20 protein-coding genes and 1 pseudogene are annotated in these 22249 nt (G+C 34.6%); 7 read left to right on the forward strand and 14 right to left on the reverse strand.

Annotated features, from left to right (window positions below; translation table 11 throughout):
- Positions 1 to 314: 314 nt before the first annotated feature.
- Positions 315 to 1292, reverse strand: a complete 978-nt coding sequence (locus OPR42_RS03615; protein ID WP_265041853.1) for a quinone oxidoreductase family protein — start codon at positions 1290 to 1292, stop codon at positions 315 to 317.
- 281 nt (positions 1293 to 1573) lie between these two features.
- On the opposite strand from OPR42_RS03615, the gene OPR42_RS03620 reads away from it, so the two are divergent.
- Positions 1574 to 2104 carry an ankyrin repeat domain-containing protein gene (locus OPR42_RS03620; protein ID WP_010407015.1) on the forward strand — a complete coding sequence of 177 codons (531 nt, stop codon included), beginning with the start codon at positions 1574 to 1576 and terminating at the stop codon, positions 2102 to 2104.
- 44 nt (positions 2105 to 2148) lie between these two features.
- On the opposite strand, the gene OPR42_RS03625 is transcribed toward OPR42_RS03620, so the two are convergent.
- The 3 genes from OPR42_RS03625 to OPR42_RS03635 form a co-directional block, all read right to left on the reverse strand.
- Entirely contained in the window at positions 2149 to 2685 is a 537-nt protein-coding gene (locus OPR42_RS03625) for a cytochrome c oxidase assembly protein (protein ID WP_010407017.1), read from the reverse strand.
- On the reverse strand, positions 2686 to 3408 hold the full coding sequence (locus OPR42_RS03630; RefSeq protein ID WP_007302228.1) for a Bax inhibitor-1/YccA family protein: 723 nt from the start codon (positions 3406 to 3408) through the stop codon (positions 2686 to 2688).
- A 201-nt stretch (positions 3409 to 3609) separates the two neighbouring features.
- Entirely contained in the window at positions 3610 to 4797 is a 1188-nt protein-coding gene (locus OPR42_RS03635) for a cysteine desulfurase family protein (protein ID WP_265041854.1), read from the reverse strand.
- 134 nt (positions 4798 to 4931) lie between these two features.
- Between OPR42_RS03635 and OPR42_RS03640 the strand changes: the two genes are divergently transcribed.
- A complete protein-coding gene (locus OPR42_RS03640) occupies positions 4932 to 5630 on the forward strand; it encodes an alpha/beta hydrolase (RefSeq protein WP_010407025.1) in 699 nt (232 codons plus the stop codon).
- A gap of 246 nt (positions 5631 to 5876) precedes the next feature.
- Here the strand turns inward: OPR42_RS03640 and OPR42_RS03645 are convergent, their stop codons facing one another.
- Positions 5877 to 6551, reverse strand: coding sequence for an ABC transporter ATP-binding protein (locus tag OPR42_RS03645; RefSeq protein WP_010407030.1), 675 nt, complete (start codon positions 6549 to 6551; stop codon positions 5877 to 5879).
- Between the two features lie 26 nt (positions 6552 to 6577).
- Positions 6578 to 7024, reverse strand: a complete 447-nt coding sequence (locus OPR42_RS03650; protein ID WP_007302232.1) for a HesB/IscA family protein — start codon at positions 7022 to 7024, stop codon at positions 6578 to 6580.
- Between the two features lie 47 nt (positions 7025 to 7071).
- Here OPR42_RS03650 and OPR42_RS03655 point away from each other — a divergent pair, with 47 nt between their 5' ends.
- Both OPR42_RS03655 and ribD read left to right on the forward strand, forming a co-directional pair.
- Entirely contained in the window at positions 7072 to 8253 is a 1182-nt protein-coding gene (locus OPR42_RS03655) for a deoxyguanosinetriphosphate triphosphohydrolase (RefSeq protein ID WP_064085387.1), read from the forward strand.
- A complete protein-coding gene (gene ribD, locus OPR42_RS03660; RefSeq protein ID WP_265041855.1) occupies positions 8253 to 9503 on the forward strand; it encodes a bifunctional diaminohydroxyphosphoribosylaminopyrimidine deaminase/5-amino-6-(5-phosphoribosylamino)uracil reductase RibD in 1251 nt (416 codons plus the stop codon). The genes OPR42_RS03655 and ribD overlap by 1 nt, the downstream gene beginning before the upstream one ends.
- 54 nt (positions 9504 to 9557) lie before the next feature.
- On the opposite strand, the gene OPR42_RS03665 is transcribed toward ribD, so the two are convergent.
- Entirely contained in the window at positions 9558 to 10268 is a 711-nt protein-coding gene (locus OPR42_RS03665; RefSeq protein WP_265041856.1) for a hypothetical protein, read from the reverse strand.
- Between the two features lie 68 nt (positions 10269 to 10336).
- A pseudogene (locus tag OPR42_RS08900) lies at positions 10337 to 11288 on the reverse strand (IS5 family transposase).
- A gap of 233 nt (positions 11289 to 11521) precedes the next feature.
- Here OPR42_RS08900 and truB point away from each other — a divergent pair.
- Genes truB through pnp form a run of 3 tightly spaced genes read left to right on the forward strand, consistent with a single transcriptional unit; the run spans position 11522 to position 15136 of the window.
- Positions 11522 to 12565 (forward strand): tRNA pseudouridine(55) synthase TruB, encoded by a 1044-nt coding sequence (gene truB / locus OPR42_RS03680; protein WP_265041857.1) that lies wholly within the window; start codon positions 11522 to 11524, stop codon positions 12563 to 12565.
- Between the two features lie 7 nt (positions 12566 to 12572).
- Positions 12573 to 12845, forward strand: a complete 273-nt coding sequence (gene rpsO / locus OPR42_RS03685; RefSeq protein ID WP_007302237.1) for a 30S ribosomal protein S15 — start codon at positions 12573 to 12575, stop codon at positions 12843 to 12845.
- A 14-nt stretch (positions 12846 to 12859) separates the two neighbouring features.
- Entirely contained in the window at positions 12860 to 15136 is a 2277-nt protein-coding gene (pnp, locus tag OPR42_RS03690) for a polyribonucleotide nucleotidyltransferase (protein WP_265041858.1), read from the forward strand.
- Between the two features lie 100 nt (positions 15137 to 15236).
- Here pnp and rpe read toward each other — a convergent pair whose 3' ends face one another.
- The 6 genes from rpe to OPR42_RS03720 form a co-directional block, all read right to left on the reverse strand.
- Positions 15237 to 15917, reverse strand: a complete 681-nt coding sequence (rpe, locus tag OPR42_RS03695) for a ribulose-phosphate 3-epimerase (RefSeq protein ID WP_265014960.1) — start codon at positions 15915 to 15917, stop codon at positions 15237 to 15239.
- A gap of 154 nt (positions 15918 to 16071) precedes the next feature.
- Positions 16072 to 17538 (reverse strand): N-acetylmuramoyl-L-alanine amidase, encoded by a 1467-nt coding sequence (locus OPR42_RS03700; RefSeq protein WP_264730306.1) that lies wholly within the window; start codon positions 17536 to 17538, stop codon positions 16072 to 16074.
- 73 nt (positions 17539 to 17611) lie between these two features.
- Entirely contained in the window at positions 17612 to 18439 is an 828-nt protein-coding gene (locus tag OPR42_RS03705; RefSeq protein ID WP_264377212.1) for an EndoU domain-containing protein, read from the reverse strand.
- 49 nt (positions 18440 to 18488) lie between these two features.
- The gene (locus OPR42_RS03710) at positions 18489 to 19676 is read right to left on the reverse strand and encodes a phosphoglycerate kinase (protein WP_265025439.1); all 1188 of its coding nucleotides are present in this window, start codon (positions 19674 to 19676) and stop codon (positions 18489 to 18491) included.
- Positions 19677 to 19755: 79 nt separating this feature from the next.
- Complete coding sequence (gene glyA, locus OPR42_RS03715) at positions 19756 to 21033, reverse strand: serine hydroxymethyltransferase (protein ID WP_265041860.1); 1278 nt, start codon at positions 21031 to 21033, stop codon at positions 19756 to 19758.
- Positions 21005 to 22240 carry an MFS transporter gene (locus OPR42_RS03720; protein ID WP_265041861.1) on the reverse strand — a complete coding sequence of 412 codons (1236 nt, stop codon included), beginning with the start codon at positions 22238 to 22240 and terminating at the stop codon, positions 21005 to 21007. The genes glyA and OPR42_RS03720 overlap by 29 nt, the downstream gene beginning before the upstream one ends.
- Positions 22241 to 22249: the final 9 nt, after the last annotated feature.

Below are 22249 nucleotides of genomic sequence, written 5' to 3' on the forward strand. Positions count from 1 at the left end.
GATACAAAATAACAGCTCCATATACTATTAAAGTGATAATACTTATAATGTTAGATGTGACACCAAATCTAATTTGAAATATAACTTATTTACTCAGCTTCTTTTGAAACTACTGTGAACATAATATCTATAGATAAAACATCGCATTACCACGCCACTAACGAGTAGCAGAATGACAAGTTTTTCAAACTAGTCCGGTAAAAATCTCAGTCAGTTCAGCTGTATGCTTTTAACTTTCCCAAAAAGAGAATTAACCATATGAAATTCTTGTTGATATGACTTAATGAATAATTATTTTAGGTTACTAATTTATTTTAAGAAACTTTGATGATATTTAGCCCACTTATTTTTCTATTTTCCATGTCACGATGAGCCCCTATTATTTCATCAAATTTATATTTTTTATTAATTCGTACGATTAAAAGTTTTTTTCTTATCATCTCGAATATTTCCATTGCAGTAAGCACTAATGTAAATTTATCATGCTTATAGTGATATATCGAAGTTCCAGCTGCAAATAACGAACGCGAACTAAGTAAAGAGAAATTAATAGGAGCATTACCTGATATCTGCCCATAGGAAACATATATGCCAAACTTACCCAAAGATTCAAAAGAGAGCTTGCTTGTAGCGTAACCTATAGGGTCATACACTGCACCTACTCCTCTATTTTTCGTAATCTCCATGATTTTAGAAACGAAATCTTTATCATTGTAGTTTATTGCGTATGTGCAGCCATTTTGTAAAGCTATCTTCATTTTTTCGTCAGAGCTTATAGAACCTATCACTATACCTTTTTTATCCTTTGCCCATTGGCATATTATTTGCCCCAAACCACCATTAGCTCCATGAACTAGTACAAAAGCACCAGGCCTGATTTTATAAGATTGATTAACTAAATAGTGAGCTGTCATACCTTTAAACAATACTGCAGCAGCAACTTCATCAGGTATATCATTCGGAATTTTTATCAAATATTTCTGGTGTACAATGCGCTTTTCACAATATGCCCCTGGAAGAGCTGTGCAATATCCAACTCTATCTCCAACCTTAAGTCCATCACTAATTTTTTTACCAAGCTTTTCAACAACTCCTACTGCCTCTACTCCAAGTACTGATGGCAGATCTTTAATTTTGCGTGTACCTTTTCTGTGTTCTAAATCATAACGATTTAAGCCGATAGTTGTATGACGTATTAAGACTTCCTCATCTTTTGGCTCACCTATGCTCTTATCTACAAATTCTAATACTTCTGGCCCCCCAGTTTTTTTAATTTGTATAGCTCTAACCATGATAAATGTAAGACAAAAACTTTAATTATGTTATCTAGCAATTAATATTTTGCAAAATGTTATTTAGAGTTTATACACTACATAAGCGTATTGTTAATAGTTTTGAGGCACAAATTATGACAAACAGAGAAACTTGGCTTTATGGTGTTTTATTCAATGTGTTGTGTGAAGTGGATGAAGATGACGATTTAGATACCAATAATAAAAATAAAAGAAAGGTTAAAATGTAAAATGCAAAAATCAGATAAAAAAGGAGACTATTGTAAATATTTATATACTTCTTGGGAAAAAAAGGATTTGATATTAATCACAGATTTGACTTGAAAGATTATGATGGCTTTCCAATAGATAGTCTTTTTTCCATCGCCATTAACTATAAACCGTACACTTTAACAAATCTAGCGCAAGTTTTAATAAAAGCAGGAGCTAATGTGCAAAACGAAAAAGGATATTTACATACCTGTGTTTTGACCCATTCTCCGGACATATTAAAGGCTCTCATAAAAGCGGGAGTGAATGATAGCCCAGATGAAAACTACAATGGAAACACTGCTTTAGAGTGTGTTGCTGAATTATATTGTAAGGATAAGTCAATTGAACGCAAAAATTGCTGTGAGATTCTAATTAAGCATACATTAGAAAAAAATCCCAACATAGAAATACCAGATTCTGTAAAAAATAATAAGGAGTTGGCTCAATGTTGGAATGCTTGTGAAGCAAATAATGAAGGATGGGAATTAGCAACAACGAACACTGAAACACAAGTAGTCAGTGTGCAAAAAGCAAATAAGAGCTCCTGCTCAATTCAATAGATGTATCGTACAACCTTGTTCGGATTACAATAGGAAAAGGTTTGTTATTTAAGCTTAAAAAACGTATATGATAGTGTTATTTCACTTAAATCTTTTGTACTATTGTCACGCATTATTTCAGGGTCTACGTAAAAGGATACGGGCATAGCCGCTTTTTGTTTTGGTAGCAGCATTTGCTCTTCAAAACAAAAGCATGCAACTTTATTGAAATATTTACCTGCTTTAAAAGGTGTGACATTATACACTGCCATTCCAAAAGAAGGCTGATCAGATAAATTTTTTGCATAATAAAATACTAAACTTTGTTGCCCTATATTTGTATCGATGTAGTTAGTTTCTGATTTAAATTCCCAAGGCAGACCTGATATTATATCAGCATTAAGGTGAACCCTGATTTTTTGGTCAGTTGCATTTATTGTTGCATTAGTTACTTTTCTCGTTGTGCCACCATATCCAGTAGCTTTACAAAAGATGCTATACAACGGTACTGAAGCATATGCAAGACACAGCATCAATACCACTAAAGATATTAGGAGGAAAACTATAGAACTTTTATTGTTTCCCCTTAAAAAGGAAATCATCTAATCCTTATTGTTGAACAAGTTAAGTAACCTGAGTAAATTGAGGAATATATTGATGAAGTCAAAGTAAAGATTAGTTGCACCAAGTATTGCCAGCTTAGTAGTTGCAACTTCTGAGCCATCATTATATCTATAATAAACATCTTTGATTCTCTGAGCATCGTATGCGGTCATTAAAGTAAACACTATCACTGATACAAACGATATTGCAAAATAGAGAGGACTGCTTCCAAGAAACAGATTAACTATAGATGCAATGATTAACCCCCAGATTCCCATAATCAAAAAAGAACCCATGCTGGTAAGATCTTTTTTTGTAGTATTACCATATAAAGCCATAGAACCAAACATGATCGATGTAATGAAAAATGCTCTCGCTATATTTTCTGCAGTATAAATTATAAAAATATGAGATAAAGAAATTCCCATTAAAACTGAGAATAGAAAAAATACAGTAAGTGTTGACTGAGCACTTAGGTGTTGAAGCCTAAAAGACATATAAAACACCAATGCAACTGGAGATAGCATTACCACAAGCGATAGAACAGGATTGGAATAAATCACCTGGAAAAGACCAGAAAACACTGTTAAAAACGCAACAAGCCCTGTAACACCTAAAGCTAAAGCCATATAATTGTATACTTTAGTTAGGTAACTCCTGAGTCCAGCACTATAATAAACGCCCTGAGAGCGAATATCCTGTTCGTTTTTCATATAAGACATATGTAACTCCTTATTATCTCTTGATGATATATTATAATACAATACAGCGTTTTTATCAAGTATAAAATGACATACTACAATTGAATGGTGTGGTATGCAATTAGAGAATTTCTTCCATAACTATAAGCAAATCGGTTTTCAGCAGCATTTAACTATTATAACAACCTCTGGCAATAGAAATTACTTTCACCATTCCCTCTATCATGATTTAAGGGGAATGGTGAAAGTAGTTTTTGCATTTACTAAAGCATTCTTCTTATAGATACTATACCAACAATCCACTATTTTTTCTATGTCTCGCGGTTTAACCTCCGGACCTATACTGATTCTAATTGAACATTCTGCTTGCTCTTTTGTTGCTCCCATTGCAAGCAAAACATGAGAAGGCCCAACTTTTCCAGAAGAACATGCAGAACCATTGCTGACTGCAATATTATTTAAGTCAAAGCACATGAGCTGCAGATCATTCTTCACTCTCGGCATATAAATGAAACTTGTATTTGGCAATCTTTTAGAATTTCTGCCAAAGATCTTGATATCACTGACAAGACTTAATAACCCATACTCCAATTGATCACGCAGCTTCTCTACTTCATCCATCTTTGATAGAAGATCTGGAATGTTTTGCAATGCAGCAGAAAGACCTACTATTGCAATAATGTTTTCTGTACCACCACGCAATCCTTTTTCTTGCCCACCACCTATTATAGTAGGTTCTATTACAAGCTTTTTGTCAAATATTAAAACTCCACTACCTGCTATACCACCAAATTTGTGAGCAGATAAAGTAAGTAAATCCACTCCTAAATCTTCCATATTTACTTTGATTTTCCCAACACTTTGAGCAGCGTCAGTGTGACAGATTGCCCCGAATTTATGTGCCATTTTAGCTATTTCCTTAACAGGCTGGATAACTCCAGTTTCGTTATTAGCCATCATCACTGAAATTATTACTTTATTCCCTTCAAGTTCGCTTAGAATTTTCTCTAGCTCTAAAAAGTCAACAATACCCTCTTGATTAACGGGTATTATATGTGGATTACATGCAGAATTAAGAATTGAAGGATGCTCTATAGCTGAAATTACATGCAGATAGCCTTTCATTCCTCTCATGACGAGGTTGTTTGCTTCAGTTGCACCAGACGTAAAAACTATTTCTTTATCATCTGGAATGCTAAGAGCATCACGTACGTTATCTCTTACCTCTTTAAGAATCTTCCTCGCTTCTTGTCCTCTTTTATGCAGCGATGATGGATTTAGTGTTTGTTTCGACAAAATCTCAAGTATACTTTTTTTTACATTTTTACTCACTGGAGCAGTTGCATTATAATCAGCATACACGCAACTACTGTCTTCCAGAGAGAATAAACTCACAGGCTTATTTGTCACTTACCATCAACCAATTATGTATGTTAACTTTAACACGATAAAAATTTATTGCAAAAACAGGGAAATTAATACATAATTAATAAACAATTTACATTATCAACACCTGTCAAAACAGGTTTTTATTAGGAGTTATCATGGTAGAAGTCTTTTTAAATAATTCAACAAAAAAGATAGAAGGTAGATACCATCAAAGCAAAGATACCAATGCACCAGTTGTGCTAATTTTACATCATCACCCTCAATATGGTGGTAGTATGGATAGTAAGATTATACATACTATATATGAATCTTTTATCGATAATAACTTTTCTGCATTGACAATTAATTTTCGTGGTGTCGGAAAATCTACCGGAACTTTTGATAAGGGTATAGGAGAATTAACTGATGCTGCAGTAGCTATTGATTGGCTTCAGGAGCATAACTCTAACAATGTTCCAATTTGGATAGTTGGTTTTTCTTTTGGAGCATGGGTAGCTATGCAATTGACAATGCGCCGTCCAGAGATAGTAAGTTTTGTTGCCCTTTCTCTTCCAGCAACTAAGTACGATTTCTCTTTTCTCTCTCCTTGCCCAGTTCCTGGACTTATAATACAAAGTAATAATGATACAATTTCAGAAGAAAGCGATGTAACAGAATTAGCACAAAGGTTAATAAATTCGGTAAAAAATAACCATATGGAATACCATATAGTAGACGATACTAACCACTTTTTAAGGGATAAAGAAGAGGAAGTAGCTCAAATTATAGATAATTATATAAAACTACGCTTAAACAGTGCAGTCACTTCCTCCAAAAAAGTTAAAAAAGAGATAAGGGTAAAAGAATATGCCTAACTTTACAAATGAGAGAAATGAACGTATTAATATAAATAAAAAAAGTCTTGTTATGTTTAGGCAATTATTATTTCTCGTTTTAGCAATGTTTATGCTGTCAGGATGCTTTCTAAGTAAACAGCGTAAGTTAAAGAGTCCGTGTATAAAAAATAATGAAAGCATTTCATGCGAATTACACTCTGTTAATGACCATTGGTTAAATAAGTACAAGTTATAGGTAGCTTTGTATTGTACTGTTTCTTCCATTTACAGCTTTACTAATGATCGGTTTTTTAACTGAAAAATGTGATCTGCTTTTTCTGCAAGGATATAGTTGTGTGTTACTATAAGCATAGAGCTGTTATTTTCCTTTACATATGAATGTAACAGCAAAAATACATTCAAAGAATTTGTTGGGTCTAAATTTCCCGTTGGCTCATCTGCAAGTAAAAGCTTTGGAGAGTTTACAATGCTTCTTGCAATTGCAACCCTCTGCCTTTCTCCACCAGAAATTTCAGATACCATACTACTTGCTTTATTTTCCAGACCAAATTTTTCTAATATTGCTTGCGATTTTTTTTTTGCTTCAGCTTTGCTTCTTCTTGCAATAAGCTGAGGAAGCATAACGTTTTCCAACACTGATAACTCTTGTAATAAATAGTGAAATTGATAAACAAAGCTAAGAAAATTTCTTCTTACATGAGTTTTATATTTATTGCTGGCTTGCGTACAATTTACTCCATCTATTGTCACTACACCTAAAGTTGGCTTATCCAATAGGCCTGCAATTTGCAATATAGTTGTTTTTCCTGATCCTGAACTGCCGATCAATGCAACTACTTGCCCTCTTGTAAGACTCAGATTGATATCTTCTACAATAGCAGGACTTTTTTTGAAGCTCTTACTTACAGAAGCTAGCTCTAGTGTTACACCACCACCCATATTATAAAAAGATCCAGGAGGGAGAATTAGACCGAGAAACTGTTACCACAACCACATCGAGACTTAGCGAGAGCATTCTTGATTTGAAAACCAGAACCACTTAGATCTTCAGTATAATCTATAGTTGAGTTATTTAAAAATTTCGCTGAACAATTATCAACCATTAATACAGGGTTTCCATTCTCATCATTAATTACTATATCTTTACCTTTTTCACTAAAACTGGAGTGGCTTCTATAATCCTCGCTATCTTCGTCATCGTCAAAATCGTCGTCTTCATCATCGTCAAAATCGTCATCCAAAGACATCTTCTTATTTATTTGATCCATAAGAAAATTATACTTGAAGCCAGAGCATCCACCACCTGAAACTGCAACCCGCAAAATAGAACTCTCATCTCCTTCCTGTTCTACAAGGGAGTGGATTTTCCTTAATGCATTGTCAGTTAAGCTAATATTGTAATCTGTTGACATAACAACCACCGTTCATTATTGATAACCTATTATAGTAGAAATTTTACATGTCAAACAATAATTTTCTATTAAGTTACGCGTGCTTTCCAAATAAAACAAAAGGAAGAAATTTCAAAGAGCCAGAAGACAAAAATCGCAGCTGTTTTCAGCGTGATAGGGACCGCATTATTCACTCTAATGCGTTTAGGAAACTAGGATACAAAACACAAGTTTTTATCAATTATGAGCATGATTACTATCGTACTCGGCTAACTCATAGCCTTGAAGTTGCACAAATTGCAAGATCCATCGCACGCAGGCTCAGATTAGATGAGGACATCACCGAATGCATAGCGCTTGCACATGACCTTGGTCATCCTCCATTTGGTCACACAGGTGAGAATGCTCTAGTTCAAGTTGATAAGGAGAAGTATGAGTTTGATCATAATGTTCAAGCTATAAGGATTTTAACTTATCTTGAACAAAAACATGCTGATTTTGATGGTATGAATCTAAGTTGGGAAGTGATTGAAGGCGTTGCAAAGCATAACGGTCCTTTACTCGGTCAAAATGCGGTATCTCAAACAAATAATCAGCTGTTATTAGAATGCAATGAAAAATATGATCTAAAGCTTGAAGAATTTTCAAGCATTGAAGCACAAGTTGCTTCGATTGCTGATGACATCGCTTACAGTGTGCATGATCTTGATGATGCACTCAGGGCAAATTTAGTAACCATCGCAGATTTGCTCGATGTTCCTTTAATTGGCAAAATGTTCAAAGAAGTAAAAAGCGAATATTCAGAATTGGCTCAAAGCAAACTCATACATGAATCACTGAGTAGAACTATAGGAATTATGATAAATGATGTCGTTTTTCAGACCGAAAGAAATATTGAAGATCACAAAATAAAAAGTGTAGAAGATGTAAGGAGCTTGAATAATATGCTAGTCACATTTTCACCAGAAGTTGCAAATGCCACAAAAGAGATGAAAAAATTCAACATGGAAAAAATATACAGAAGTTATAAACTGGCCAGAACAATGAACAAAGCAAAACGTATAGTACAGGAGCTTTTTCAATGTTTTTATGAAAACCCAAGGTTATTACCCACAGAGTGGAACAAGCTTGCCTGTGAATCTCAGCGTTCAGTAATAATATGTGACTACATCTCAGGTATGACAGATAGATTTGCCATACACGAGCACAGAAGAATTTTTGATACCTCATACGAAATGACTTCTTTCTAATGACCGATGATTATTTCATGTCGATCGCATTAAAGCTCGCAGAAAAAAGTCTTGGAGGTGTTGCACCAAACCCTGCTGTTGGGTGTGTCATTGTAAAAGACGGTATGTTAATTGGTGAAGGCTACACAGGAATCGGTGGGCGCCCACATGCAGAAGTAGTTGCTTTGCAAAATGCTAAAGATTTAACTCATGGTGCAACTATGTACGTCACTCTTGAACCATGCTGCCACTTTGGAGTTACAGAACCTTGCACTGCAGAAATCATAAAATCAGGAATAAGAAAGGTAGTAATTGCAACTATTGACCCAGATAGTAGAGTTTCAGGTGGAGGAATTAAAGCTCTGAAAGAAGTAGGAATTGAAGTAAAGCAAGGGATCATGCAGAAAGAAGCAGAGAAACTGAATGTTGGCTTTTTTACCACCAAGAAACTCCATAGACCATTCATAGCTTGCAAAATTGCAACAACTCTTGACGGAAAAATTGCAGCATTTACAGGCGATAGCAAATGGATAACAAGTGAAGATACGAGAAATTGGGTACATGAGCTCAGAGCAAAATATGATGCAATTATGATTGGCAGTAGTACCCTTATCAATGACGATCCTCTCTTAACTTGCAGATTACCAGGACTCGAAGACAGGTCGCCAATAAGGCTAATTATCGATAGCCAAGGGAAATTGAAGGAAGAGCATAATATTGCAAAAACTGCAGACAAAATAACAACTTGGGTGATTACAAACAGAGAAATAGAGAAAAAAATAAAAAACATTAATTATTTGATAGTCAATTCAAATCACAAACCTCCTGTTATTCCAGATGTTACCCCAACACACTCTCCTGTCATTCCAATACCTTCTCCTGTCATCCCAGTGCCCAGACACTGGGATCCAGAAAACTTCAAGCAATTGCATAATGAAAACTGGTCACGCGCTGGAATGACATCGGAGCCTGACATTATCGATAAAGTCTGCCTAAAAGACATGGCATCAAAACTTGTTTCAGAAATTGGCATAACAAGGTTATTAGTTGAAGGTGGAGGAATATTAATTACAGAGCTATTAAAGCATAATTTGATTGATAGATTAATAATCTGTCGCAGTGGTAAAATTCTAGGCAATGATGCCACTCCTTTTATAGGAGATCTAGGGATTCAATCCATAAACAACTGCCATAAATTCAAAAAAGTAAAGATAATAGAGTTCAGTGAGGATGTAGTTGAGGTGTGGGATAGATCTTACGTACCTAAATGATAGAGAAAAGAAGTAGAGATAACTCTACCTCTTTTTTTCTCGATTTAAAACTGCTTACTTCTGAGCAATTTTTGATAGAGCTGCATTTACTGCAACCTCTCCTAATTTAGCTTGAACTTCATTCTTTAAAGCTTCAAGATCTTTATCACCTACCGCAACTGTTAATGACTTAGAATCAGGAGCCATAGCTAACTTTTCTTTCATTTCAGCAAGCTGACCTTCACCATCTACGCTAGTTAATTGTACTTTATGATTATCGTCAGCAACAGCAACGTGTTTAAATTTAACTTCAACTGATTTATTTTTTAGCAACACATTCAGAGTTACTTCATCACCAACATTTTTACCATTTGTTAATGCTTCATAATCATCTTTTGAAAGTTTCAGATGTAATTGCTTAACATCCTGCTGATTTTCGTCTTTAGTTGTTTCTTCAACAACTTCACCACTCTTTACCATATCACCAAGAAGAACAGAGAAATCTGCATCTTTACCATCTTTACCATTCACTCCTATTTCTTCATTCTTATGCATTTGCTGATATGAAGCATAAGCTGCTGCGGCAAAATATACAGCGGCAATAAATAGAGCTGCAATTCCAGCAGGGCTAGCAATAAGTGCTAAAGATGCAGGGCCAGCAATTACTTTAGTAGCAATCAATACTGTTGTTATTGCTGCTGCTAAAGATGCAGTTGCAACTGTACCTTCAATACCCATTTTTGTTATAGGTGCTATGTTTTTTAGTTTCCATATATTTGTAGTCATAATCACTTCCTCCTAATTAAGGTTGGCTTTGTTGCATAGCACTGATAGGCATGTAAATCACAGTGAATTTACGCAGCTAATTTAAATTCAGCCATACCTATATCAGTAAATTTGTTCAATAAGTAGCACTTAATTAACAGCTCTTTTTCACGATTTACCTCTGATTTATTTTTCAAGTCAAACCCAAATATTTGCTTCAACCTATAGAAAAAGACTTCAATATAAGACCGTGCTCCATACTTAACTTTTTTCTTCCATTCATTAATACCATCTTCATAATTCTCATATGACCTAATTCTACTAATATACTTGTTTCTTTCTGATAAGTAGTCAGCTAAACAAATTTTAGTATCCTTCCTAGGGCGAATAATAGGCACAATATTGTATTTTCTGCATTCTTTATACACACTTTTTATATCATAAGCCGCATCTGCTCGAATAGAACAAATGTTATATTTATCACTGACTTCTTCTAACATATCGCAGACCGGCAAATAGTCTACAGCAACACCACTAGATGCTTATTGCTTTCTTATCATTTATGTTTAAAACAACATGTAATTTTCTTACTTGACCATAACCACTGTATTTTCTTTTTCGAATATTAAGCTTACTATGCCCACCGTTATTATTGTAGATACTAACTCTAGTGCTATCTACGGCAATTTCAACATTTTCCAGATCATCTTTATTGCTTCTATGGTCATCAATCTTCAAATTAAGCTTTTTAAATCTTCTGGAAGCTTGTGTATAGCTGATAATCTTAAGTTTTTTGCCTATTTGTACCATATAACCTTTTACAAAACCTACAGCTTGTCTCAAGCCAATTCTAAAAAGATGAACTATTATGTGTATTAAAATTACAACTTTATCACTATAAGTGTTATTGCCACCTGCAACTTTTGGACTATTTTCATACCAATTTTCTATGGCTTGATTAACAAAATGAAAAACATTTCCTCTTTTTTTGAGAAACTCGTTATATTCTCTTTGGTTACTTACTCTCATTTTTTGTGGCATAAGTTGTACTTGTTTGAAAAATGCCTATTTTACAACAAAATGCGTTAGTAGCCATATATTAAAAAGCTTTTCTTCTTACAATAACCTCAACCAACACTAGCTATGCAACAAAGCCATTAAGGTTTATAAAAAGTTAATTATATATTGAGAATGTAAACTAATCAAGCATTTTTATTAATAACTTGATGTTTTATCTACTTTTTAAATTGTTACTAATTATGTAAGATTGATACATGGTAAATGGCTGGCTGAATCTTGATAAACCAACAGGAATGAGTTCTGCGCAAGCTGTAACTCAAATTAAAAGGATTTTTGGAATAAAAAAAGCCGGCCATTTGGGAACACTTGACCCTTTGGCTTCAGGTATATTACCGATCGCTCTTGGTGAAGCAACAAAAACTATACCGTATTTATCTTGTGACTTAAAGGCATACAATTTCACAATCAAATGGGGAAAACAAACAACTACGGATGATTTGGGTGGTGATATCATTAGAACTAGCGATATAAAACCCGAATATAACCAAATAAACTATGCGATTAAGGATTTTATTGGTGAGATAACACAAACTCCTCCTCAATTTTCAGCAGTGAAAATCAAGGGAGCAAGAGCATATAAATTAGCAAGAAGTGGGCAAAAGGTAAATATAAAACCCCGGCAAGTCAAAATACATGAACTGAAGCTGATATTCTTGGACACTATAAATAATAGTGCTGATTTTTCTATGATCTGCGGTAGCGGTGTATATGTAAGATCAATTGCAAGAGATCTTGGAATTGAATTAAATTGCTTTGGACATATTACAAAATTAAGAAGAACGATGGTAGGTGACTTTAGAGAAAACGAATCAGTGACAATTGAACAGCTCGCTGAAAGAAACACAACAACCTACTCTCCCCAGTGCTTGACACTGGATACAAATACTTACAAATCATGTAATGGACAAAAGATTCTAGGAGCATATGTCAAAAACAATGTTCGTGATGAAATAGACTGGATCCCAGTGTCAAGCACTGGGATAGCAGAAGATGATGGAGGTAATACAAAAGGCTTCATCATCCCCATTGAATCGGCTTTAAAATCGATGTTCAAAGTTGAAATTTCCTTAGAGGAAGCGGAGAAAATCAGAAAAGGTCAAGAAATTATATTAAATAACTTGCGTAATTTAAAGAATCATGATATTTTTTGTACGATAGTGGGTAATGTACCTATTGCAATTTGCAGTTTTACTCATGGTTATGTGAAGCCTATTCGTGTTTTTAATATTTTGAAATGAGGTTTAGATGTCAATAACATCCCAAAAGAAAAAAAGTTTGATTAGTACATATGCAATTAAAGAAGATGATACAGGTTCATCTTTTGTACAGTGTGCAATTTTAACCGAGAGGATCAGTAATTTAACTGAGCATTTTAAAGCGCATAAGCATGACCATAATTCTAAGCGCGGTTTACTTATATTGATAGGTAGAAGGCGCAAGCACTTAAATTATATAAAACGTAAATTTGGTAATGAAGCCTATCAAGAGTTAATAGAGAAGTTAGGCATTAGAAAATAATCGAGGAATTTTGTATGTTTGAAATTATAAAAAAATCTATAGATTGGGAGGGGCGTACCTTATCTTTAGAAACTGGGAAAATAGCACGTCAAGCTGATGGTTCAGTAGTTGTAAATTATGGAGATACTTCTATCTTAGTCACTGTTGTACGAAAAAAGAAGGAAGAAAGTGTTGATTTTCTCCCTTTAAATGTGCAGTTTATTGCAAAAAGTTATGCCATGGGTAAGATTCCTGGTGGTTTTTTTAAAAGAGAAGGAAAACCATCTGATAGAGAAACTTTAATTTCAAGAGTAATAGACAGAAGTATAAGGCCGTTATTTCCTGAAGGTTTTCATGATGAAATTAGTGTAGTATGTAATCTATTAACTTACGATACAGTCAATTCTCCTGAAGTACCAGCATTGATAGGTACCGTCGCAGCTCTTGCAATTTCTGGTGTTCCTTTCCACTTTACTATAGCTGGAGTTATGGTCGGTTGTGATGAAAATAACAATTATATACTCAATCCTTCCGTTCAAGAGATGAAAGCAAGCAACTTGGATCTGTTTTTGTCTGGTGATGAAAATTCGATCTTAATGGTCGAATCGGAAGTCAAAGAGCTCTCTGAAGAAAATGTTTTGAGTGCAATAAAATTCGGCCATGAACATCTTCAACCTGTTATTAAGCTTATAAAAGAATTTGCTGATACAGTAGGCAATAAACCTGAAAGCTTTGCTCCTATTGATATATCAGATATAACTCAAGAACTTGAAAAATATCGAAAAGACTTTGAAGAAGCATATTCAAAAACAGTAAAACAAGAGCGAGTTCAAGCTCTAGAAGTAGTCAGGAATAATATATTGAATACTCTTAAAGAGGCTGGAAAAGACGAAAAGTTAATTACTTATGCAGTAAAAAGCTTTGAAAGATCTTTAGTGCGTGAAATGATTAGAAGGAAAAGTGTGAGGATAGACAGCCGTAAGTATGATGAAATACGCCAGATAGAAATTGAGGCTGACATTCTACCCAAGACTCACGGTTCTGCGCTATTTACAAGGGGTACCACTCAGGCACTAGTTGTTACTGCTCTTGGTACTACACAAGACGAGCAAATTGTGGATGACATTGAAGGGGATAGACGTGAACATTTTATGTTGCATTATAATTTTCCTCCATTTGCTGTTGGAGAGGCTTCTGCTATACGCGCACCAGGAAGGAGAGAAATTGGTCATGGTAAACTTGCTTGGAAAGCAATTCATCCTGTTTTACCTGATAAATCTGAATTTCCTTATACAATAAGGGTAGTATCTGAGATTATGGAATCTGATGGTTCTTCTTCTATGGCAACAGTTTGTGGAACTTCCATTGCATTAATGGATACAGGTGTGCCAATAAAGGCTCCCGTTGCAGGAATTGCTATGGGTCTCATCAAAGACAAAAATGAGCATATAATACTTTCTGATATACTGGGCGATGAAGACTATCTTGGTGATATGGACTTCAAAGTAGCAGGAACTAGCGAAGGGATTACAGCACTGCAGATGGATATGAAAATTCCTGGTATAAGCTTTGAAATTGTTGAAAAATCTTTAGAACAAGCAAAAGTCGGAAGATTACATATCTTAGAAAAAATGAATGCAGTAATTTCAGAACATCGTAAGGATATAAAAGATCATGTACCAAGAGTGTTATCGTTTTATATAGATAAAGATAAAATTTCTGCAGCTATTGGTGCTAAAGGAAAAAATATACGCAGTGTATGTGAAAGAAGTAATGCAAAAATTGAAATAGGGGATGACGGTAAAGTTTCTGTTTTTGCCATTAGTAGTACTGAAGCTGAAGCTGCAAAGAATATGATGATTGATTCAATAACAGAGCTAGAACAAGGTTCTATAATTGATGCTAAAGTTGTAAAGATAGAGAAGTCTATTGTAGAGCTAGAACTTCTTAATGGAAGAAAAGGAAAAATGCATATAAGCGAGGTAGCTAATCAACATGTAGAGTCCATTGAGGATATACTTAAACAGGGTGATACCTTCAAAGCTTTGATAATTGACTTTGAAAAAGGTGGATGTCCAAAATTATCAAGACGTCGTGTTGATCAAGAAACAGGTGAATTTTTTGAAGGTAAGCTTTACAATGAAGAAAGGAGAGATGGTTTAAATAATAGGGATAATTATTATAACAACTCGTTTAATAAAAAACCTGGAGATAATTATCATAGTAATAGACCTACTCGTCCTCGTTCTGGTTTTAGTAATAGAAACAGACCAAAATTTGGTAATAATGACTCATCATCAGGTTTCTATTGAGGTTGAACTTACTTTCTATTATCTCAGTGTCGAAGCACTGAGATAATAGGAATTTTTAAAACTGACAAGATAACAAAAATGGTTTGTGTTATCTGTAGGGTTATAACGAAAGATTTTTAAGATCGTTTATAGCCTTTTTCATGTCTTCAGCTTTAAATATTGCTGATCCAGCAACTAATATATTTGCACCTGCTTTTATTATATCAGCTGCGTTAGAAAAGTTAACTCCACCATCTACTGAAACTTGTGTTTTAAGATTACGGTCCTGTATCATTTTCCTCACGGTAGATATCTTACTCAACTGCGAATGAATAAACTCCTGTCCTCCAAATCCAGGATTGACTGTCATAATTAGTACAATATCTAGCTCATGTATTATATATTCAAGCACGCTTGGAGAAGTTGAAGGAACAATTGAAACTCCAACTTGTATTGTTTTTTTTGTATGATTTATGTCTTTGTATGATTTTATCTTTCTTACTAGCCTCTCAAGATGTATCTCTGCTTCTGCATGTATAGTGATAATATCAGCACCAGCATTTATAAAACTTTCAATATGGTTACCAGGAGATTTAATCATTAAGTGTACATCAAAAGGAAGATTGCTATATTTACGTATCGCAGAGATAACATTCGGACCTATTGTAATATTTGGAACAAAATTTCCATCCATAACGTCTATGTGTATATAATCTACATTCAAGTCGCTAATTCTTTTTACTTCCTCTCCTAATTTTGCAAAGTCTGCTGAAAGTATAGAAGGTGCAATTTTAATACCCATAGACTACTTTTTACCAAAAATAAAAAAAGTAACTTATTTTTTAAACTCTGTCATCCCAATACTATATTAATCCTCATTTAGAAATTTTTGTATCCTTCCAGATGCATGTGCCTTTATTTTTCTCTGCCCATTCATCTGGCCATCTTAATACTTGTTAGACTTCTTTCTTTGCCTCTTCTAAATATTCCAACACAGTTTCATGCAGCGCAGTCCAAGACATTTGCTTTTCCATATTCGGTATAAACTTTTGTTTCCAAGTGTCCTTAAATTCTTGGAACCATTGTTTTTCAAAATTTTGGAAATCAGGTAAAATTTTCGACCTAAACTCATTAATTAAATTCGAAACTTCTATAGCCTTTTCATGTCTTATAGACTTAAAAGACAATATTTCATTCTTTAAAACATCTAGCTTCTCAAATAAATTAAGCTTAAATGGAATATAAAGCGAGGATCTTATATTATACCTTAGATAAGAGTCGTAATATAGCTTAATCTTGTACATGAGCGTAGCAAATGCACTAGAAGAAATATTATTTTCATATTCTGCAAGAGAAGATAATAAACGCTTGTAATCCTCTTCATTCAAAAATGGTGGTTGTAAACTTGATTCAATTTTATTATTAAAAGATGTGAATCTGTTGAAAATACAATTGCCATATTCACTTAAAAATTCAGGCAAAATATCTTCCTGTTCTAATTTTAGAGGCAAGTCTTTTCTAATCTCTTTCGGCAAATGATGCATTGAAAACTGATTAATAACCCACGCAAAATTCTCATCAAACTCATTTGAGTAATCAGCATTATTGTCAGCGTTACCTTCTTTATCATTCCAAGGCAGTATTTTATAAAAAAAATTGTTCAACCTTTTTTTTAATTTCAAAATACTTTCACTCTTATCGCCTACCTTATATAAAACCTCTTCTACTTTTTGTCTTGCGTCTTGAGAACTGATTCTATCACCTATATGCAGTCCAATGCCATTTCTCTCCAATAACTCCCAATCAAACAACTTATGTGGGTCAGGTTTACGCATTGCGTAGCCTTCAATGGCTGAGTTATATACTATAGTACCTATTTCAGCGTGACTAAATATCATATCTTTTCTAATCTTAAAGCGCTTCATGAGGTACAAAATCAGATCTTTAACAGATTTCATTTGCTCTTCTGGAAAAGGCTCAAGCCCTGTGTTTACAATCTCTATACCTATAGAATAATCATTCAGTTTTCGTAGCTCTTCAATCACATTATCTACTTGAACTTTCGCATAACTTATACCAGCATGCCACGCTCGTTTTTCGAGTGGAACCATCAGAGTAATGCTACCATCCCTATCAACAATAAGCTGTACTGATATACCTGAAGAATTTAATGCGCATTTTGTGCTTTTTAATGTTGGTGATTCGGTATGATGCACCACCACCATCAACACTTTTTTGCCTTCCCTATCATCATAATTTGAATTTGACGCAGGATCTAAAAATATTGGATTTTTTAATGATGTTTTCAAATCTTGAAAATCGTTCTCGATATCAATTAAGCAAGATTGCTGTCCATATACAAGAGGCGCTACAAGCAGCAACAGAAATAAAACAGACAAACATTTTTTTACTATAAGTCTCATGCAGCTTTACAAATTGCCACAATATAACTAAATTAACATAATACGCATAAAATGTTTACTTTTTTTCAGCTAATCAAGGCTTGCTACAGCTACAATTAGTACTTTTATCATTACATTTTGGTGTTAAGTCAGGATAGAACGTAAGTATAGCGTCATTCTTTCTCACAAACACTGATTGATAATTGGCATCTTCCATTTTATACAGACACATTCCATCTTCTCCCAATTCCTTAAACGCCTTAGTTGCAGAAACTAAAATATCATCAGCATGAAGGTTATGTGCATACCCATTTGGGCACTTAACTTTTACTTCTCCACCCTTACCTAAGTATTTCATTCCAAACGTGTAAACAGGTGGCTTAATATCTAATTTATTGCACAGAGATTTATTACCCCAAATTGCACCCGCCCACTTATTTTCTTGAGCTTCAACATATCTACCTACAAAATGCATACCACCAAGTCCCAATCTATCTGGTTCACCACAAAAAATATGTCCAAATCCTATAGTTTCTTTCTCAACTCCGCTATTTGTAAACCAAATCTTAGTCAATTCATCTTTAAATAACCCCAAGCCTGCATTTGGTGTAGCCACTTGATGATCGAGCTTATCGTATATCCTTTTCACCACTTCTTGATGCTGCGGACAATCGAGCAAAATTCTAAAATCTTCTTCATCAGGGTGTGTTCCCCAATCTCCACAAACTCTTAATACTCCTCTATCAAAATCAGTCAGCTCCGGAAGTGGTGGAATATAGTCTGGATCTGAAGAATCTGTTTTGAAAAACGGCTCAAAGCCAATTTGTGAATTTGCATCATTGAGATAATGCTCCTTAATGTAAAAAACAAATCCTATTACTGGTATTATTAAGCACAAGATTAACTTAGCTATTTTCGACATAATCATATTCATAAAGAAGCTAGGGTATAAGCAACAACTTAAAAAAGTTTTAATCTAATGTTGATCGCAGTCCTGGCATCTCATCACCACTTAGCCAACTTAAAAACGCTCCCCCACCAGTTGAAATATATGTAAAATCTTTATCGGCAAGACCTGCAGTATTTATTGCAGATAGACTATCTCCTCCTCCTATTACACTGGTTAATTTTCCTTCGTGTGTCAAATCACTTACTACTCTCATCACCTCTACTGTACCATTTGCAAAAGCTGAATGTTCAAAAACACCAATAGGTCCGTTCCACAGCAGAGTTTTACTGCTTGCTATTATACCGCTTATTGTGCTTAAAGTTTGAGGTCCGATATCTAAAATTATATCATCATCCAAAACGGATTCGGTTTTTCTTAAAACGCCAGTGCTATAATCAGAATTTACTGCAACCAAAACGTCTTCTGGCACAACTATTTTGCAATTGTTTTTATTTGCCGTCTCAACAATATCGTGCAGAAGATCATCAACGCCATCTTGAAAAAAAGACTTGCCTACATTAACTTTATTAAATAACAAAAAATTATTAGCAATTGCGCCGCCCAGAATAAGGTAATCAACCTTTTCTGCTAGCTTTATAAGCATTTTTATTTTAGTTGATATTTTAGCTCCACCAACTATCGCAGTAATAGGTTTAGCGTCAAACGATATAGCTTGCTCAAGATACTTTAGCTCATCTTGCAAGCAAAATCCTGCATAAGAAGGTAAAAATTCCGTAATGCGTGAAATAGAAGCGTGAGCTCTGTGAGAGCAAGAAAACGCATCATTTATATATATATCTGCTAGAGATGCTAATTGTTTAGCAAAATTTGAATCATTCTGCTCTTCTTCTTTATAAAACCTCAGATTCTCTAGTAATATTATATCTCCTCCATCCATCGCATTTATTGCTCTTTGTACTCTCTCACCAATACAATCATCAATAAATTTCACTTCTTTGCTTAGCAGCCGCGATAAAGTTTCAACTACGTTTTTTAGCGATAAGTTACTGTCTTTGGCTTTTGGACGCCCAAAATGTGAGATAACAATAACTTTTGCACCCGCATTTGCCAAATACTGAATGGTAGGTAGCGCTCTCAAAATACGAGTGGCATCACAAATTCTTCCATTTTTTATAGGAACATTGAAGTCAACCCTGAGCAGAACATTTTTATTGTGAAAATCACAACTCTCTATGCTAGGTACATTTATCATAAAATTAAAGAGCTATAAAATCACTATACAATAGTTTAATCCAAAGTAAAGGAAGGAAATTACAATGCTAAATAAATTAATAAATAGGAAAATTACTACAAATACTTTCAACTTTATTTTTCACTGCTTTTTCAACATCAGGGCTATTTCCATCAATTAATCCCTGAATTATTTCATTTATCAGATCAGCTATCTCTTTAAAATCTTTTTTCTCAAGTCCGCGTGTTGTCTCAGCAGCGGTACCAAAACGGAGCCCTGAAGTAATGGTTGGTTTTTCTGTGTCAAACGGCACGGAGTTTTTATTGCAGGTAATGCCAGCTCTTTCAAGGCTATTCACAACGTCTTTTCCAGTCAATTTCCGTGATCTTAAATCAACTAGCACTATATGAGAGTCAGTGCCGCCAGTTATAATGTCAAGTCTATGTTCTTGCAGCGCTTGAGCTAACACTTTTGCATTTTCTACAACTTTTTTACTATAAGTTTTAAACTCTGGCGCTAATGCTTCCTTAAATGCAACAGCTTTTGCAGCTATCACATGCATAAGTGGCCCACCTTGCAATCCTGGAAAAACTGCAGACTGAATTTTTTTATGTAACGCTTCATCATTTGTCATTACCACTCCACCACGAGGACCACGTAGAGTCTTGTGAGTTGTAGAAGTTATAATATGCGCATATTTGGCAGGTGATGGGTAACAACCTGCAGCAATAAGCCCTGAATAGTGAGCAATATCTGCAAGCAGATATGCACCAACTTTATTCGCAATTTCACGAAAGCGCTCGAAATCTATTTTTCTTGGATAAGCAGAAGCACCAGCAATAATTAATTTTGGTTTATGCTCCAGCGCTAGCCTTTCCACCTCATCCATATCAAGCAGGTAAGTGTCTCTATTAACTGTATACTGAATCGACTTAAACCACTTACCAGAAAGGTTTGGTGCTGCACCATGAGTTAAATGTCCACCGCAGTTCAGTGACAATCCAAGTATTGTATCACCCGGAGCAAGCAGTGAAGCAAACACTGCTTGATTTGCCTGAGAACCAGAATGAGGTTGAACATTTGCAAATTTAACACCAAATAGCTTACAAAGCCTTTCTATAGCCAGATTTTCAACTTCATCTACATACTCACAGCCACAGTAATATCTTTTACCAGGATAACCTTCTGCATATTTATTAGTCAGAAAAGAACCCTGTACTTCCATCACTGCTTTACTTGCAAAATTCTCCGATGCAATCAATTGCAACTGCGATCTTTGACGCTGCAGTTCCTTCTCTATAGAGAGATAAACTTCATTATCAAAAGACTTTAAATTATTTTCAGAGTTACAAATCCTTTCTGAAGCAATTGTCATAAGACCTTTTCCTTAACCACATAAATCCAAAAACAGCCAAAAGCAGACATACAGGAATAATTGATATTGCTTTTACCAGCAAATCAGTACCATACAAAGGATTTCCTTGTATTAACGTTCCATTCCAACATAAGTCTATTATTTTTGCAATTCCAGTATGAAAAAAATAGCCAAAAACCATAACTATCATGTTTGATACAGCTGTGGCCAAGCCTACCAAGTTATTGTTTACATAACTTATTGCCTTGTAAATAGTAATTACCTGATACCCAGATGCAAAGCCGATAACAAGAAGTGTAGGTAATGCAATATATAAACCGCCAACTTGTGTAAAAAGCAAAAGAAAGCTAGGGATCATTGCAAAAGAACACGCAATAATCACCTCGTAATGTTTGTCTGGATACTTCTCCAGTAAATAAGCGAGAAAGAATGATCCAGCCCCCATGCCTATGAACATGAGAGAGGAAAGTGAAGATGCCAAATCTCCGGTCATTTGATATGCTTCACATAAGAACGCTTTTGCCCAACCATCAGCAAAACCTTCTAGTGGCCCAACCATCAAGCCCCCAAAAAAGCTGATTAGAATGATATGTTTATTGAAAAGTACAGTCTTTAAATCTTGAAGTATGTTGTCATTTCTACTCTCCTCTATGTTACTTTTTGGCGTTATTAAAAGCAATAGCAGAGCAAGTAAACAACCAAATGCTGAGAAAGTGTATATAACATAATTCCAACCAAATTTATTGAGCAAGAAGTCTAGAGGTAATCCACCATAAATAGCTCCAAGTAACCCTATTATTATAGATAAACTAGCCATCCTTGCTGATTTTTCTTGTGAGAAATACATACTTGCAACTTTAAAGAGCCCAATTGCCGAAGCAGATGACCCAACTCCAACAATCATTCTACCAAGTATTGAGTAATACCACTCATCAAAGCATATTAGTGGTAATGTCCCAGCAAACGTTAAGACAATACATGCAGGTAAAACAAACTTTGGCCCAAATCTATCAAGGGCAAGACCAACAGGTATGTGAGCAAGCGTATAGCCTATATAATATAGCCCACCAAATTGACCAACATCTGTAATACTTATGTTAAATTTCGTTATTAATTCAGGCGCGATTATATTTGGAATTACACGTAATATATACTGGTATGCATAAAATAGTGATGCTAGCAACCATATGAAAAAGTTTCTCTTCAATGCTAATAT

Source organism: Wolbachia endosymbiont (group B) of Melanostoma mellinum (genome assembly GCF_947251465.1).
Taxonomy (GTDB): Bacteria; Pseudomonadota; Alphaproteobacteria; order Rickettsiales; family Anaplasmataceae; genus Wolbachia.

Excerpts from the sequence above, each read along its gene's own strand:
- OPR42_RS03615 (WP_265041853.1), bottom strand. The coding sequence starts at position 1,292 with ATGGTTAGAGCTATACAAATTAAAAAAACTGGGGGGCCAGAAGTATTA.
- OPR42_RS03625 (WP_010407017.1), bottom strand. The coding sequence starts at position 2,685 with ATGATTTCCTTTTTAAGGGGAAACAATAAAAGTTCTATAGTTTTCCTC.
- OPR42_RS03630 (WP_007302228.1), bottom strand. The coding sequence starts at position 3,408 with ATGTCTTATATGAAAAACGAACAGGATATTCGCTCTCAGGGCGTTTAT.
- OPR42_RS03640 (WP_010407025.1), top strand. The coding sequence starts at position 4,932 with ATGGTAGAAGTCTTTTTAAATAATTCAACAAAAAAGATAGAAGGTAGA.
- OPR42_RS03645 (WP_010407030.1), bottom strand. The coding sequence starts at position 6,551 with ATGGGTGGTGGTGTAACACTAGAGCTAGCTTCTGTAAGTAAGAGCTTC.
- OPR42_RS03650 (WP_007302232.1), bottom strand. The coding sequence starts at position 7,024 with ATGTCAACAGATTACAATATTAGCTTAACTGACAATGCATTAAGGAAA.
- OPR42_RS03655 (WP_064085387.1), top strand. The coding sequence starts at position 7,072 with ATGTCAAACAATAATTTTCTATTAAGTTACGCGTGCTTTCCAAATAAA.
- ribD (WP_265041855.1), top strand. The coding sequence starts at position 8,253 with ATGACCGATGATTATTTCATGTCGATCGCATTAAAGCTCGCAGAAAAA.
- OPR42_RS03665 (WP_265041856.1), bottom strand. The coding sequence starts at position 10,268 with ATGACTACAAATATATGGAAACTAAAAAACATAGCACCTATAACAAAA.
- truB (WP_265041857.1), top strand. The coding sequence starts at position 11,522 with ATGGTAAATGGCTGGCTGAATCTTGATAAACCAACAGGAATGAGTTCT.
- rpsO (WP_007302237.1), top strand. The coding sequence starts at position 12,573 with ATGTCAATAACATCCCAAAAGAAAAAAAGTTTGATTAGTACATATGCA.
- pnp (WP_265041858.1), top strand. The coding sequence starts at position 12,860 with ATGTTTGAAATTATAAAAAAATCTATAGATTGGGAGGGGCGTACCTTA.
- rpe (WP_265014960.1), bottom strand. The coding sequence starts at position 15,917 with ATGGGTATTAAAATTGCACCTTCTATACTTTCAGCAGACTTTGCAAAA.
- OPR42_RS03700 (WP_264730306.1), bottom strand. The coding sequence starts at position 17,538 with ATGAGACTTATAGTAAAAAAATGTTTGTCTGTTTTATTTCTGTTGCTG.
- OPR42_RS03705 (WP_264377212.1), bottom strand. The coding sequence starts at position 18,439 with ATGTCGAAAATAGCTAAGTTAATCTTGTGCTTAATAATACCAGTAATA.
- glyA (WP_265041860.1), bottom strand. The coding sequence starts at position 21,033 with ATGACAATTGCTTCAGAAAGGATTTGTAACTCTGAAAATAATTTAAAG.